We start from the raw sequence: 14,739 nt of genomic DNA on the forward strand, positions 1-14,739 counted from the left end.
GCACCGACTCGCCCCTGCAGACGAAAATCATTGGACCTGGCGCCGCCGACCACTCACCATGGCCCCATGCCACCCCGCCCCGCGTCGCTTCTGGCCTTCGTCTACGCATTGGGTTATCCCATTGGTGCCCTTGCTGTTTCGGCCCTGACGCCCATGGCGACGCTGGTCTTCCGGTTCGGCCTGGCGGCCGCGATCCTGACCACGTGGGCACTGGCGGCGCGTGTGAAATGGCCCACTGGTACCCGACTGGTGCACGTGGTGATCAGTGGTCTGCTCACCCAGGCCGTGCAATTCATCTGCCTGTACCTGGCGCTGATGCACGGCGCTCCCGCGGTGCTGGGCGCCGTGGTCATCTCGATGAACCCCGTCGCCACGGCCCTGCTCGCTGCCGTGTTCCTGGGCGAACGGCTGACGCCGATGCGCGTCGTCGCGCTGGTCCTGGGTGCGCTGGCGGTGCTCGCCGCGTGTGCCCAGCGGCTGCTGATGGTCGGCGGGGTCGACGCGGTGATCGTGCTGCTGGTCGTCTCGCTGCTGGCCCTGGCCGCGGGCGGCGTCTATCAGCAGCGGTTCTGCCGGGGCGTGGATTTCCGCGCCACCGCGGCGCTGCAGAACGCGGCGTCGTTGCTTCCCGTGGCGGTCCTGGCCGCCGTCATGCCGTGGACCGTGACCAACCTGCACACCGCCGTCCTCGCGGTCGGCGCGGTGGTGCTGTTCAACGCCACGTTGTGCATGACGCTGTACGTGCGGGCGATCGATCGCTACGGTGCCGCCGCGGTGGCCATGCTGTTCGCCGTCATCCCGGCGATCGCCGGCGTGCTGTCCTGGCTGCTGCTGGGCCAACGGCCCGACCTCGGTGTGGTGGTCGGCCTGGTGCTCGGCGCGCTGGCCTGCTGGCTCAATTCGCGCGCCGTGGCGCGGACTGTCAGGCCAGCAACTCCAGCACCAGCCACGCCGCCACTGCAGACGGCAGAATCGAGTCGATCCGGTCCATCAGACCGCCGTGACCAGGCAGCAGAGTGCCCATGTCCTTGATCCCGAGGTCCCGTTTGACCTGCGATTCGACCAGGTCGCCGAGGGTGCCGGTGATGACGAGCATGATGCCGAGCGGCACGCCGACCCACAGCGGCCGGTCGGCCAGATAGTGCACCGACAGCACCGAGACGACGATGCTGAACAGCAGTGATCCGCTGAAGCCCTCCCAGGACTTCTTCGGGCTGATCGCCGGCACCATCGGATGCTTGCCGAACAGCACGCCCGCGGTGTAGCCGCCGATGTCGGAGGCCACGACGCCCAGCATCATGCAGAACACCTGCATGGCACCTTCGTGGTAGCCGCCCTGGTGCGGGTAGATGAGCAGAGCCGTGAAGGCGCCGAACAGCGGCACCCAGGCGGCCAGGAAGATCGTCACCGAGACGTCGCGCGTGTAGTTGACCGGCGCGGCTTTCAGACCGCCCGACAGCAGCCGCCAGATCAGGCACAGCGCGACCGTGGCGCCGAACGCACCCAGCGCTCCGGCTTCCCGGAAGGGCACGGTCAGCCAGATCATCGCCTGGCCACCGATCAGCAGCGGAATCACCGGGACGGCGTAACCGCCTTCGCGCAGCCGGCGCACCACCTCGTGGGTGGCCAGGGCGACGGCGAGCGCCACCAGTGCCACCCACAGCTGCGGGACGAACAGCAGGGTGGCGATGACGGTGCCGCCCAGGAGGGCGCCGACGGAGATGGCGGCGGGCAGGTTGCGCCCGGCGCGCGAGGACTTCTTGGGCTCCCCGGTGGGGGCGGTTTCGGTGGCCACGACTGTGTGGATGCGGACAGCTGGAAGGTCGTCAGACCTCCAGCAGCTCGCCTTCCTTGTGCTTGACCAGCTCGTCGATCTGAGTCGTGTAGGTGGCGGTGGTCTTGTCCAGATCCTTTTCGGCGCGGGCGACTTCGTCCTCGCCGGCCTCGCCGTCCTTCTTGATCCGGGACAGCTCGTCCATCGCCTTACGACGGATGTTGCGCACCGACACCTTGGCGTCCTCGCCCTTGCCCTTGGCCTGCTTGACGAGTTCCTTGCGGCGTTCCTCGGTCAGCTGCGGGATGGAGATGCGGATGACGGTGCCGTCGTTGCTCGGGTTGACGCCGAGGTCCGAGTTCCGGATGGAGTCCTCGATGGCCCTGAGCTGGTTGGCCTCGTAGGGCTTGATGACCACCAAGCGCGCCTCGGGGACGTTGATGCTCGCCAGCTGGGTGATGGGCGTCATCGAGCCGTAGTACTCGATGTTGATCCGGTTGAACATGCCGGGGTTGGCCCGGCCGGTGCGGATCGACCCCAGGTCATCACGGGCCACCGCGACGGCCTTGTCCATCTTCTCTTCGGCATCGAAGAGGGTTTCCTCGATCACTTCATATTCTCCCGTCGCTCGCCCGGCCACCCAGCTCTAGCTGGAGACCAGCGTTCCGATCTTCTCACCCGCGACCGCGCGCGCGATGTTGCCTTCGGTCAGCAGATTGAAGACCAGCATCGGCATGCCATTGTCCATGCACAGGCTGAACGCGGTGGCATCGGCGACCTTGAGGTCGCGTTCCAACACCTCGCGATGGGTGATGCTGGTGATCATCTGGGCGTCGGGCACCTGGCGCGGGTCCGCGGTGAACACACCGTCGACGGCCTTGGCCATCAGGACGACCTCGGCACCGATCTCCAGCGCGCGCTGCGCGGCGGTGGTGTCGGTGGAGAAGTACGGCAGGCCCATGCCGGCGCCGAAGATGACCACGCGGCCCTTCTCCAGGTGCCGGCGTGCGCGCAGCGGGAGGTACGGCTCGGCGACCTGCCCCATGGTGATGGCGGTCTGCACGCGGGTGTCGATGCCTTCCTTCTGCAGGAAGTCTTGCAGCGCAAGGCTGTTCATCACGGTGCCGAGCATGCCCATGTAGTCGCTGCGGGTGCGCTCCATACCGCGCTGCTGCAACTGCGCACCGCGGAAGAAGTTGCCGCCACCGATGACGACCGCAACCTGGGCGCCGGCCCGCACCACCTCGGCGATCTGCCGGGCGACCAGAGCGACGACATCGGGGTCCAGACCCACCGCGCCGCCACCGAACATCTCGCCACCGAGCTTGAGCAGCACCCGCTTATAAGCCGGCCGGATCAAACCCTGGCCACCGTTGTCTGCCTCGGCCATCAGACTCCTTCGGTCCCCACATGTCACAGCTGCCCCGGCGATCGGCAGCGGCTCCATCCTGCCTCATGACGATCGGTCCGGCGGCAAGGAGGGTGGAACCCGACGGCGTGCGGCCTAACCCAGGTGCGCCTGCAACAACCACGCGCGAACCGATTTGAGTCCGCTCGGCTCGTCCCTCACGTCGAGAGCGGCGAAGCCTGCGCCGGGTGCCGAGTCGGCGCCGGGCGCCGTGAAGCCCGCCGGCATGTTGCCGTGAATACGGGCCGGGGAGATGTCGTCGATCACCCAGTACTTGCCGACGACATCGCGCAGCTCGTCCTCGGTCACCGGGTTGGCCGGGCCGGCGGGCATGCCGCCGCGGTCGAAGACGAGGACGATGTAGGTGGCGCCAGGCGCGGCCGCCCGCACGATCGAGCGCTGGTAGCCGTCGCGGAGCTCGACGGGCATGGAGTGGAACAGCGTGCTGTCGATGATGGTGCCGAAGCGGCCGTCGTATCCGGTGAAGTCACTGATGTCGGCGACCTCGAAGCTGGCGCTGTGCGCGCCGCGCCGGGCGGCTTCGTCGCGGGCCAGTTCGATGGCGGTGGCCGACTGGTCCAGGCCGACCGTGGTGAAGCCGCGCTCGGCCAGGTAGATCGCGGTGGCGGCCTCGCCGCAGCCGGCGTCGAGCACTTCGCCGTGCACCTTGCCCGCTTCGATCAGCGCGGCGATCTCGGGTTGGGGCGTTCCGATGCTCCATGGTGGCCGGGCGCCCATCTCGGGAGCCTCGCCGCGGTACGCGCTTTCGAACATGGCATCAGTCGGTCTGGTCATACCTCCGGTCTATCAACGCTGTTGATATATGTCAATATAGTTGACATGTTCGAAGGTGAAGACGCTCCCCTGGGCTATCTGCTCAACCGCATCGCCACCGCGCTGCGCGCCAACATCACGGCCGATGTCCTTGAGCCACTGGACCTGACGTTCCCACAGTTCGTCTGTCTGCGCATCGTCGACAACCGGCCCGGCATGTCGAATGCCGAGATGGCGCGATTCATCGGGGTATCGCCACAGGCGATGAACATCGTGGTGCGCGCACTTCAGGACCGCGAACTGATCACCCGGCCGTCGACCGTCGCCGCCGGACGGTCCCGGCCCACCGAACTGACCCGGGCCGGTCGCACCCTCCTGAGCAAGACCGTCGCCGGCATCCGCGCCGCCGACGACGCTCTGCTGGCCGGCCTGACCGCCGCCCAGCGCCGGGAGTTCCGCGAAACGCTGACCAGCCTGCTGCCGCCCGATTAGAGGCGACTAGAGAATCGCGGCAGCCACGATCAGGCCGAACGCCAGGTACGAGGCCGCCACATCGAGCACGATTGGTGAGAACTTCTCCTGCTCGAGCATCTCGCCGATGTCGAGGCCCTTGACGGCGCCGATCAGGCGCACCGAAAGTGCCTGCGCGGCAATGCCGACGAGGCCGAAGACCACGGTCTTGATCAGGCCGCTCGCCAGGTCACCCGACGAGCTGTAGATGGCGAGCACCACGATGAAGGCCATCGACACCACGCCGGAGGCGGCCACCGCCGCGGCGTTGGGCCGGCCGGTGCGCACCAGTTCACGCAGCGGCCCCGGCGTGGTCCAGTCGATCACGAAGAAGCCGAGGATCATCAGCGCACCGCCGACGATCGCGTACAGCGCGATCGCCGATGCGCCATGTCCGACGATCGACCAGTAGTCGTTGCCAAGTGCGGTGAGGGTCATGAAGTTCGTTTCCTTCCGGTCACTGCGGGATGCGATGGGGCACAAAGGCTGCGCCGTTGTCGGTGACCAGACCCGAGGTCTCTCGGATACCGAGTCCAGCCGATTCGTCGCCGACGATCCACGCGCCCAACGCGGGGCGCATGTCGTCGAATTGCGGTAGTGGGTCGAGCAACTGGTAGACGTAGCCCTCTTCGCCGTACACGCCGCCGGTCTGCGTTTCGTATCCGGCGCCGACGATCGTGACGTTCGCGCCCTCACGCCCCAGCTTGGGCTTGCGGACGTATTCGGTCAGCTCGTGCGGGTCATCGATGTACGCGGGCAACAGATTCGGGTGCCCCGGGTACATCTCCCACAACACCGCCAGGATGGCCTTGTTGCTCAGCAGCGACTTCCACAGCGGCTCGATCCACATGGTCTCGGGCAGGGATTCGGCTGCGTACTTGCCGAATTCGTCATCGAGGACCCATTCCCAGGGATAGAGCTTGAACAGCGTCGAGATCGGCGCCTCTTCCAGGTCGACGAACCGATTCAGATCCCGGTCCCAGCCCAGCTGCTCGATGGCCAGGCCCACGGTGTGCAGTCCGGCCTCGGCGGCGCACTCCTGCAGGTATGCCAGCGTCACATTGTCCTCGCCGCTGGTGTCGGCCGACGACCAGGTGAAGTGGGTTTCGTTGCCGGGCAACTGATCCTGGATTTCCTTCCATCGTTCGACCAGTTTCTCGTGCAGCGAGTTCCACTGGTCGTCGGCGGGAAAGACGTCGGTCTTCCAGTACCACTGCAGGATCGCGGCTTCGAGCAGCGACGTCGGGGTGTCGGCGTTGTACTCCAGCAGCACCGGCGGCCGGCTGCCGTCGTAGCGCAGATCGAAGCGGCCGTACAGGTGCGGATCGCTACGCCGCCAAGACTTCTCGATATGCGGCCAGCTCCACTCCGGCAGCCCGAAGTCGCGGTAGCGCTCCATCAGCACCACGTTCTCGACCGCTTCCAGGCACATCGAGTGCAGCACCTCGACCGAGGCCTCGATCGAGAGCACCTCGTCCATCTCGAACACATAGTGCACCGACTCGTCCCAATACGGGCGGGCATTGCCCTGCGCATCGGCGGCAGGGGTGTCGAAGCACATGCCCTGGCTGGCAATGATCTGCTGCCACCCCGGCCGCGGGGCGTGATGTTCGCGGCGCATCAGCTACCGGAGCTTCCGCTACTCGACGAGCCGAAGCCGCCGCGCGACACCGACGACCCCGACTTGGAAATGGAGGTCCCGGATTTCGTTGTCGCCGTGGTGCCTTTCGGCAAAGTCAGGGTGCCGCCGCGCGCGATGCTGCCGACGCCGGCATTGGAACCGCCGTAGTAATAGCGGTACGGCGACCCCATATACAAGAACGTGCTGCCGCCATGGCTGGTGCCGCTGCTGCAGTAACTGTCCGGCACCACTTCGTTGGAGCCGTCCTTGACGCACGAGGCGCTGACCCGCTCGTCACGGTGGAAGATCGCGTAACCGGCGGCGACGACCGCCACCACACCGACGCCGACCGCCGAACCGATCAAGACTTTCTTGCCGGTGGCCGCGCGCTTGCGGGCCTTCTCGGCCTTCACCCGCTCGATCTCTTCTTCTGCTTCGCGCGCCTTCTGCGCCTTGTCCCGGGCCCGTGCCTCGCCGACGGACGGCTGACGCGGCTTGGCGGTGGCCGGGTCCTGCCAGCGCACCGAACCCTGGGGATCTTCCGGTGGCGGACCCGGCTGAAATGCCGGAATCGGATTCGGAGTGGGATTGACCGGCGGCACCGGGGGCACCGGCGGCACGCTCGGTCCGGCCCCCGGGACGGGGTCGGGCCCAGTACCTGACGCCGACGCTTTCCACGGCTGCCTCTGCGCCCCATCCTCGGGCCCGACAGTCATGCACACCCCCAATTGACGCAACCTGTGAGACAGCATAAGGCTGGCTGCCCGGCGAGGCGGCCGTTGACGCTGCTTCCGTAGTGCAAAAGTAGTCGCCCTCCGCCGCGCAAGGTCAGCGCACCGCGAGCGAGGGCCATCCGATTTCCCGCTCAAGCTCGAAAGCCAAGGCCAGCAGCGTGGCCTCCTGCCCGGCTGCCGCACCGAACATCATGCCGACCGGCAAGCCGGAGGCGGACTGGGCCAGTGGCAGCGAAACCGCCGGTGCCCCGCTGGCATTCTGCAATGGCGTGAAGCCGACCCAGTCGATCAGCCGCGAGATGATCTGGTCGTAGTCGGCGGTCGGCTCCAGGTGTCCGATCGGCGGCGTGACCTCGCTGAGGGTCGGGGTCAGCACCACGTCGTAGTCGCGAGCCAGACGCGCCGGGATGCGCCGCGACGCGGCCAGCCGAGCGATGGCGGCCGGCACCCGATGCAGGTTGCGGGCCGCCTGTCGTTCCAGCCCCAGGGTCAGGTTGTCCAACTTGGCGCGGTCGAAAGTGGGCCCGAAGGTGTGTTTTCCGCCGCGGACCAAAGCGAAGGCCAGGAAGGCCCAATACAGCAGGAAGTCGTCGCGGAACCGCTCCGGCGCCGGGTTGCCGATCTCGGTGACCCGGTGGCCGAGCTGTTCCAACCGGGCCGCCGTCTGCATGGTGAGCTCCCGAATCTCGGGGCTGGCGTCGCGGCCGATCGAGCTGGTGCACACCGCGATGCGCAGCCGGCGCTGCCCGGGCACGGTGACGTCGCCGATCGCCGGCAGTTTCGGGTTCCGGTAGACCCGCTCGGCCTCCCGGTAGAACGCCGCGGTGTCCCGGACGCTGCGGGTCAGGACACCATTGGCGACGATCTGCAGCGGCATTCGGGTCTCCCGGTCCAACGGCAGCCGGCCACGCGTGGGCTTGAGGCCGACCAACCCGTTGCAGGAAGCCGGGATTCGGATGGAACCGCCACCGTCGTTCGCATGCGCGATGGGCACCACCCCGGCTGCGACGAAGGCGCCCGACCCGGACGACGACGCGCCCGCGGTCACCGTGGTGTCCCACGGATTGCGCACCGGGCCGAGACGGGGATGCTCAGCCGAGGCGCTGAAGCCGAACTCTGACAACTGCGACTTACCGAGCGCCACCAGCCCTGTCGACAGGTACAGGCGCGCCCATTCTCCGTCCGCCGGCATCGGCCTGGGCGCCCACGCGTCGGCGCCCTGCATGGTCGGCCAGCCGGCGACCGCGACGTTGTCCTTGATGAACGTCGGCACACCGTCGAAGAAGCCTCCGAACGGTCGTGGTGCGCTTGCCTTTTCGACTGCCTGCTCGAATGCTTCGTACGACATGCCATTCAGCTCGGGCTGCGCCTTCTCGGTACGGGCGATCGCTGCCTGCACCACCTCGACCGCGGACACCGCACCGCCGCGGATTGCGTCGGCGACACCGACCGCGTCGAGGTCACCAAGGGCGTCGTCACCGAATGTGCTGATGCGTGTCATGGCACCCACGGTACCAAGCAGTACCACCAGCCTGCCTTACCCCCAGATTTCACGTTGTGAGTCCGGACACCGACTTCGCGCACCATTGAACGCGCTGCGTAAACGCCTAGTTTCCCCGGCGTAACTTTCCATTTGGACTAGTGCCATATGGAAGTAATTGGTGCTAGCTTTCGTCCGACCCGGCTGCTGCAGGTCGCGGACCGGTCCGGTCATCGGCGCCCGCATTCGACCTGCTTGCCTGATGCCTTGCAGCACTGGCGATTACGACGGATTCGACAGGACATGCTTCATGACTACCGAGCAATCCATAGACGAGGTTAAGGACCATCCGACCACCGGGGCGCGCGTCGGCCCGTGGTCCCGCTTCGCCGCCTGGGCAAGCCAAGACAACATCGAGGACTTCTCACTTCGCTACGCGCCCAAGTCTTTTCGCAAATGGTCGCCGATGGCGTGTGCGGTGGCCGCCTTGGGCGGCATCGCCTATCTCGCCGACTACTCCATCGGAGCCTCGATCGCCGTCACCCACGGTGCGGCCAACGCAGTCGTCGCGATCCTGGTCGCCGCCGTCACCATCTTTCTCACCGGCATCCCGATCGCCTACTACGCCGCCAAATACAACATCGACATGGATTTGCTCACTCGCGGAGCCGGTTTCGGGTACTTCGGTTCGACCCTGACCAGCCTCATCTACGCCAGCTTCTGCTTCATCTTCTTTGCGCTCGAGGGCGCGATCATGGCACAGGCGATGAAATTGGCGTTCGGCCTTCCACTGGCGGCCGGCTACATCATCGGCTCGCTGATCATCATTCCGCTCGTGCTCTACGGCATGACAGCGCTGGCCAAGTTTCAAGTCTGGACCCAGCCGTTGTGGCTGATCCTGTTCGTCGCTCCGATCGCCTTCATCGCGACCGCGGATACGGCGGGCTTCCACGGGTTCCTGAGCTGGGCAGGCAGTGGCGGTAGTGAGCAGGTGACCGCTATCGGAGTCGGTGCAGGTGCCGGCGTGGCACTGTCGCTCATCGCCCAGATCGGCGAGCAGGTCGACTATCTGCGCTTCATGCCCGAGAAGTCGGAAACACCGCCACTGCGATGGTGGGGCGCGGTCCTCGCGGCCGGACCCGGCTGGGTGATCCTCGGTGCGGCCAAACAGATTTGCGGCGCCTTCCTGGCTTTCTACGTCGCGGGCAAGGTCGGTTTCGCCGCCGCGACAGAACCCATCGAGCAGTTCCTCGGCGGGTTCGGTTCGGTCATCCACAGCGATGTCGCCGCCCTCGCACTGGCGACGCTGATGGTGTTGCTGTCCCAGGTGAAGATCAATGTCACCAACGCATACTCGGGCTCGTTGTCGTGGTCGAACTTCTTCAGCCGGGTTCTGCACGTGCACCCGGGTCGGGTGGTGTACCTCGGTCTGCACATCGCCATCGCGTTGGCGCTCATGCTCAGCGACATGTTCACCGTGCTCAACACCATCCTGGGGTTCTACTCCAACGTCGCGATCGCCTGGGTCGGCGCGATCGTCGCCGACCTGGTGATCAACAAGCCGCTGCTCAAGCTCAGCCCGTCCTACGTCGAATTCAAGCGTGCCTATCTCTACAGCATCAATCCGGTCGGATTCGTCTCCATGCTGGTGGGTTCGGCGTTCTCGATCATGGCCTTCTATCACGCTTTCGGCGATTTCCTCGCGGCCTGGTCGCCGTACCTGGCGCTGACGTTGGCGTTCGTGCTCTCCCCGCTGATCTGCATCGCAACCAAGGGCAAGTACTACCTGGCGCGGCGCAATCCGCTGCGCGAGGAGATCGAGAAGGAGCCGCTGTGGGCGGGTCAGACGCTGCTGGACGTGGTCGACCAGAAGCGGTACGAGCTGCCGGATATGGTGCACGACTGCCCTTTTCATCACGGCACCGTGTCCTCGCTGACCTGCACCCTGACCAAGGACTGCCATGACATGTGCAAGAAGGAGGAATACGACGATTCGGTGAGCGTGGATCTACTGAAAACCGCGACGACACCACAGTCGAGCTGATGAACCGTCATGACCCCGCCCGCTTGGCCGGACGGGGTCATGACCGTCGGTCATGGAGTCAGCTCGACGATCACATTGAATTCGAGTTCGTCGGCGCTGGCGAGGTACACCGGTTGACGGGTATGAGCACCACGCATGACCACCTCACCGCGCGGCCCCTGGTACGCGACATTGGAGCGCGCCCGGTCGATCGCGGCCACCTCAAGGCTGCGGGCCGTCTGCGCCAACGCCGTCAGCAACAACAGTCCCTCATAACAGGATTCACCGATGTTGTTCAACGCCGGGGCCGCGCCGCCGAACCGCTGCTGATAGTGCGAGCCGAACCCCATGTTCACCTCGGTGGGCAGGCTCTCGAAATAGCCGCATGCCGTGTACAGGCCGGTGGTCGCCCCACGTCCGCTGGCGCACAACACATCCTCACCGATCATCAGCGACAGGCGCACGACACTCTGATCCAGACCAGCTCTGGCGAACGCGCGATTGAATGCCGCGTTGTCCGCACCCACCATCAACACCAACACACCGTCGGCCTCCGAGCGGCGGATGACGTCGAGCATCGGCCGAAAATCCCGCCCGCCCAAGGGAACGAAGGCTTCACCGACGAATTCGAAGCCCGATCGCCACATGTACTCCTTGGTCACTCGGGCTGTCTGCCGCGGCCAGATGTAGTCGTTTCCGACGATGCACCAGCGTTTCAGCCCGAGGTGCTCGCGCAACCACGTCAACGCCGGAAACAGTTGCTGCTCTGGGGTTTCCCCCACCATGTACACGCCGTCGGTGCTCTCCCCGCCCTCGTAGAAGGTGGTGTACACATAGGGCACCCGTCCGGCCGTCTGCGGAGTGATGACCCGCCGCGCATTCGACAGGTGCCAACCCACCACGGCGTCGATCCGGTCCTGGGCAACCAGGCGGCCCAGCTCGTCGGCCAGATCACTCAATGGCGCCCCGGCATCGACCGGATGAATCCGGACCGGCCGGTCCAGGATGCCGCCGGCCGCGTTGATGTCCTCAGCGGCCAGCTCGGCGCTGGCCTCGCACGAAGGCCCGAACATCCCGGCGGGTCCGCTCAACGGCACCACGAGCGCGATATCGACCACATCCCGGTCGGCGCGCACGGGAATCGTCGCAAAACTCGGATCCACCATCACCTCACCTCGGGGCACCGACCCAGCCACGCCACACCGATCGCGACGACCACTACGTCCATCGCCCGGGTGACCAGAATTCACTTGAACATACCTGCCGATCAGCGCTGTTTCACGGCGAGACGACAGCTCCGATCACGGTAGGCTGGGCGCCACCATGGACATCAAGCCCGGCGGCCGTGCCGACACCATCGAGGAACTCGCTCGATTGGTGAAGTCGGTCGCCTTCGAACTCGACCGCGTCGTGACCGAGCAGCTGGCCGGTTTGACGGTGCGTCAGTGGCACGTGCTGGCCGCGCTCGAGGGCGGTGTCGGAAAGCCGATGACCGCGCTGGCCGAGGCGACATTGTTGCCCGGGCCCAGTCTGACGCGGCTCGTCGACGGGATGGTCGACGACAATCTGGTGCTGCGCAAGGCCGATGTGGTGGATCGCCGACGGGTGCTGGTCTACCAGACCCGCCGGGGCGGTTCGTTGTACCGCCAGATCCGCGAGCGGCTGGGCAAGTCCGAGCAGCTGACCGCGCTGTGCAGTTCAAGCTCACTACCGGCAGACACGCTGACCGAACTACTGAGCGCCCTACAGGTGCCGGCCACCCCGGCGGATCTCCGCGGCTGACTGAACCCGCCAAACAGCCAGTCCCCCAAGGAAATCGAGGAACTGGCTGTTGGCTGCGGGATCAGAAACTGGCGTGCGGCGCGCCCATACCGGGATCGATCTGGTACGGCCCGGACGCCGAAGGCGCCACCGGGAAGTCGAAGATGGCCGTCGGGATGTACACCGTCGCACAGGAATTCGGGATGTCCACCACTCCGGAGAGCCGCCCCTCGATGGGTGCGGACCCGAGCAGCAGGTAGGCCTGCTCCGGGCTGTACCCGAATTTCGTGAGGTAGTCGATCGCGTGCAGACATGCGCGCTGGTAGGCCAGATCCGAGTCGAGGTACTTCTGCTCACCATCGAGTGTCACCGAGGTGCCCGAGAAGGCGAGCCATTCCGAGTACTGCGGGTCGGTGTTGCCCGGCATGAATATGGCGTTCTCATGCACGCCGTAGGTGTCCATGCCGCCCTTGATCAGATCCACGTGCAGGTCCATGAATCCACCCATCTCGATGGCCCCGCAGAACGTGATCTCGCCGTCGCCTTGCGAGAAGTGCAGATCGCCGAACGACAGGTTCGCACCGGGGACGAACACCGGATAGAACACCCGGCTGCCCTTGGTGAGGTTCTTGATGTCCTGGTTGCCGCCGTTCTCGCGCGGCGGCGCGGTACGGGCCGCCTCGGCGGCCGCTTTGGCGAAGGCGCCGCCCTGCAACGAACCGAGGATCGCGTCCTGCGGTTCGGGTGGCAATGCCAGCGGCGGCACGCGGTTGGGATCGGTGGCGATCAACGCACCCTCGCGGGCATTCCACTTGGCCAGCAGGGCCGCCGACGGTGCGGTGCCCATCAGGCCGGGATGCACGATGCCGGTGTACTTCACCCGGGGCACGTGCCGTGAGGTCGCCGTCTGGCCGGAGAAGTCCCAAATCGCCTTGTAGGCATCGGGGAACTGGTCGGTGAGGAATCCGCCGCCGTTCTGCTTGGCGAAGATGCCGGTGTATCCCCAGCCCTGTCCCGCCAGCGGCCCCGAGTCTTCCTGCGGAATCGGGCCGACGTCGAGGATGTCGACGATCAGCAGGTCGCCCGGTTCGGCCCCCTCGATCGCGAACGGTCCGGACAGGCAGTGCACGCCCTTGAGCGGGGCGTTGAGGATGTCCTCGGCGGAGTCGTCATTGCGGATGGCGCCGTCGAACCACTCCCGGCAATGCGCCCGGAAGCTGTCTCCCGGCTTGACGGTGACCGCCGGCGGGATGTCCGGGTGCCATCGGTTGTGGCCGACGAGCTGTTGGTCGGTGAACTTCTTCGTTGAATCCAAGGGGAACAGCAGTTCCGGCACGGTGACCCTCCTAGCGACACGAACACTTGCTTCCGAATGGAAGTATTCAATAGTGAAGGTGTCTCGTCTGCGGTTCGGGCAAGTTACATCCGGATGACGTTGACGCAGAGGGCTTATGGTGTCGTTGTGCCTACCTACTCATTCCGGTGTGGACAGGGTTGCCCGGACTTCACCGAACAGCATTCGATGACCGTCGTGCCCGATGACGTCCCCTGCCCGAGCTGCCGCAGCCAGGCCAAACGCCGAATCGGAGCCCCGGCGCTAGGCGCCGGCAGCTCGCCGGGGATGCGGATCCAGGACGCCACCCGCGCCACGGCCGACCGCCCCGATGTCGTCGGGAGCCTGCCTGCGAGCCGCCGCCGCGCGCCGGTGACCGCGAATCCGTTGCATCGCAAACTCCCCCGGCCCTGACCCGGACAAAGCAAAACCCCGCGCACTCCGGGATCGCCGGGGTTGTGCGCGGGGTTTTGTCAGTGAGCAGCGGGTGGGCTGCTCAAGTTTTTACTGCTGGCCGACCTCGAACCGCACGAAGCGGGTCACGGTGACGCCGGCCTCGTCCAGCAGGGCCTTCACGGTCTTCTTGTTGTCGGACACCGACGGCTGGTCGAGCAGCACGACGTCCTTGTAGAAGCCGGTGACGCGGCCTTCGACGATCTTCGACAGCGCGGCCTCGGGCTTGCCCTCTTCCTTGGCGGTCTCCTCGGCGATGCGACGCTCGTTGGCGACCAGGTCGGCGGGCACGTCCTCACGAGTGAGGTACTTGGCCTTCAGCGCGGCGATCTGCAGCGCGACCGCGTGAGCGGCCTCTTCCGAAGCACCGTTGTACTCGACCAGCACACCCACGGCCGGCGGCAGGTCCGCGGCACGCTTGTGCAGGTAGGTCTCGACGGTGCCGTCGAAGTAGGCGGCACGACGCAGTTCGAGCTTCTCGCCGATCTTCGCCGACAGGTCCGCGACCAGCTGCTCGACGGTGGTGCCGTCGACGGTGGCGGCCTTGAGGGTCTCCACGTCGTTGGCCTTGGCCGCGACAGCAGCGGTGAGGATCTGGTCCGCGAGAGCCTGGAATTCGGCGTTCTTGGCGACGAAGTCAGTCTCGGAGTTCAGCTCGATCAGGGCGCCGTCCTTGGCGGCGACCAGGCCCTCGGCGGTGGCGCGCTCAGCGCGCTTGCCGACGTCCTTGGCACCCTTGATGCGCAGCACCTCGACGGCCTTGTCGAAGTCACCCTCGGTCTCAACCAGTGCGTTCTTGCAGTCGAGCATGCCGGAGCCGGTGAGCTCCCGCAGTCGCTTTACGTCAGCAGCGGTGTAGTTAGCCATC

Annotated in this window: 16 protein-coding genes; 5 read left to right on the forward strand and 11 right to left on the reverse strand. The window is 66.2% G+C overall.

Features of this window, described 5'->3' with window-relative positions; genetic code table 11:
• The first annotated feature begins 66 nt into the window (after positions 1-66).
• Positions 67-1,032, forward strand: a complete 966-nt coding sequence (locus tag A7G45_RS19670) for a DMT family transporter (protein WP_260939626.1) — start codon at positions 67-69, stop codon at positions 1,030-1,032.
• On the opposite strand, the gene A7G45_RS19675 is transcribed toward A7G45_RS19670, so the two are convergent.
• The 4 genes from A7G45_RS19675 to A7G45_RS19690 all read right to left on the reverse strand — a co-directional run bounded on the left by A7G45_RS19675 (position 923) and on the right by A7G45_RS19690 (position 3,977).
• Positions 923-1,795 carry a phosphatidate cytidylyltransferase gene (locus tag A7G45_RS19675; protein ID WP_260939627.1) on the reverse strand — a complete coding sequence of 291 codons (873 nt, stop codon included), beginning with the start codon at positions 1,793-1,795 and terminating at the stop codon, positions 923-925. The two genes, A7G45_RS19670 and A7G45_RS19675, sit on opposite strands and share 110 nt — an antisense overlap.
• 31 nt (positions 1,796-1,826) lie before the next feature.
• A complete protein-coding gene (gene frr, locus A7G45_RS19680; protein ID WP_260939628.1) occupies positions 1,827-2,384 on the reverse strand; it encodes a ribosome recycling factor in 558 nt (185 codons plus the stop codon).
• Between the two features lie 36 nt (positions 2,385-2,420).
• Positions 2,421-3,164, reverse strand: coding sequence for a UMP kinase (gene pyrH, locus A7G45_RS19685; RefSeq protein ID WP_260939629.1), 744 nt, complete (start codon positions 3,162-3,164; stop codon positions 2,421-2,423).
• A 114-nt stretch (positions 3,165-3,278) separates the two neighbouring features.
• The gene (locus A7G45_RS19690; protein ID WP_260939631.1) at positions 3,279-3,977 is read right to left on the reverse strand and encodes a class I SAM-dependent methyltransferase; all 699 of its coding nucleotides are present in this window, start codon (positions 3,975-3,977) and stop codon (positions 3,279-3,281) included.
• A 45-nt stretch (positions 3,978-4,022) separates the two neighbouring features.
• On the opposite strand from A7G45_RS19690, the gene A7G45_RS19695 reads away from it, so the two are divergent.
• Complete coding sequence (locus tag A7G45_RS19695; protein WP_260939632.1) at positions 4,023-4,448, forward strand: MarR family winged helix-turn-helix transcriptional regulator; 426 nt, start codon at positions 4,023-4,025, stop codon at positions 4,446-4,448.
• Positions 4,449-4,454: 6 nt separating this feature from the next.
• Here A7G45_RS19695 and A7G45_RS19700 read toward each other — a convergent pair whose 3' ends face one another.
• The 4 genes from A7G45_RS19700 to A7G45_RS19715 all read right to left on the reverse strand — a co-directional run bounded on the left by A7G45_RS19700 (position 4,455) and on the right by A7G45_RS19715 (position 8,322).
• Entirely contained in the window at positions 4,455-4,904 is a 450-nt protein-coding gene (locus tag A7G45_RS19700; RefSeq protein WP_043393626.1) for a DUF350 domain-containing protein, read from the reverse strand.
• A 19-nt stretch (positions 4,905-4,923) separates the two neighbouring features.
• Positions 4,924-6,087 carry a glutathionylspermidine synthase family protein gene (locus tag A7G45_RS19705; protein WP_260939633.1) on the reverse strand — a complete coding sequence of 388 codons (1,164 nt, stop codon included), beginning with the start codon at positions 6,085-6,087 and terminating at the stop codon, positions 4,924-4,926.
• Entirely contained in the window at positions 6,087-6,611 is a 525-nt protein-coding gene (locus tag A7G45_RS19710; protein ID WP_308204142.1) for a hypothetical protein, read from the reverse strand. The genes A7G45_RS19705 and A7G45_RS19710 overlap by 1 nt, the downstream gene beginning before the upstream one ends.
• A 304-nt stretch (positions 6,612-6,915) precedes the next feature.
• Positions 6,916-8,322: an amidase gene (locus A7G45_RS19715; RefSeq protein WP_260939635.1), complete on the reverse strand. Its 1,407-nt coding sequence runs from the start codon at positions 8,320-8,322 to the stop codon at positions 6,916-6,918.
• 289 nt (positions 8,323-8,611) lie between these two features.
• On the opposite strand from A7G45_RS19715, the gene A7G45_RS19720 reads away from it, so the two are divergent.
• Positions 8,612-10,345, forward strand: coding sequence for a purine-cytosine permease family protein (locus A7G45_RS19720; RefSeq protein ID WP_260939636.1), 1,734 nt, complete (start codon positions 8,612-8,614; stop codon positions 10,343-10,345).
• A 50-nt stretch (positions 10,346-10,395) separates the two neighbouring features.
• Here the strand turns inward: A7G45_RS19720 and A7G45_RS19725 are convergent, their stop codons facing one another.
• Positions 10,396-11,490, reverse strand: a complete 1,095-nt coding sequence (locus A7G45_RS19725) for a substrate-binding domain-containing protein (protein ID WP_071287743.1) — start codon at positions 11,488-11,490, stop codon at positions 10,396-10,398.
• A gap of 157 nt (positions 11,491-11,647) precedes the next feature.
• Between A7G45_RS19725 and A7G45_RS19730 the strand changes: the two genes are divergently transcribed.
• Positions 11,648-12,106 carry a MarR family winged helix-turn-helix transcriptional regulator gene (locus A7G45_RS19730; RefSeq protein WP_043393613.1) on the forward strand — a complete coding sequence of 153 codons (459 nt, stop codon included), beginning with the start codon at positions 11,648-11,650 and terminating at the stop codon, positions 12,104-12,106.
• A gap of 61 nt (positions 12,107-12,167) precedes the next feature.
• On the opposite strand, the gene fmdA is transcribed toward A7G45_RS19730, so the two are convergent.
• Positions 12,168-13,421, reverse strand: a complete 1,254-nt coding sequence (gene fmdA / locus A7G45_RS19735; RefSeq protein ID WP_071287716.1) for a formamidase — start codon at positions 13,419-13,421, stop codon at positions 12,168-12,170.
• A 126-nt stretch (positions 13,422-13,547) separates the two neighbouring features.
• On the opposite strand from fmdA, the gene A7G45_RS19740 reads away from it, so the two are divergent.
• Positions 13,548-13,832 (forward strand): FmdB family zinc ribbon protein, encoded by a 285-nt coding sequence (locus tag A7G45_RS19740; RefSeq protein ID WP_231575530.1) that lies wholly within the window; start codon positions 13,548-13,550, stop codon positions 13,830-13,832.
• Between the two features lie 90 nt (positions 13,833-13,922).
• Here the strand turns inward: A7G45_RS19740 and tsf are convergent, their stop codons facing one another.
• The gene (tsf, locus tag A7G45_RS19745) at positions 13,923-14,738 is read right to left on the reverse strand and encodes a translation elongation factor Ts (protein ID WP_043393608.1); all 816 of its coding nucleotides are present in this window, start codon (positions 14,736-14,738) and stop codon (positions 13,923-13,925) included.
• Position 14,739: the final 1 nt, after the last annotated feature.

Source organism: Mycolicibacterium llatzerense (assembly GCF_025331195.1).
Taxonomy (GTDB): domain Bacteria; phylum Actinomycetota; class Actinomycetes; order Mycobacteriales; family Mycobacteriaceae; genus Mycobacterium; species Mycobacterium llatzerense.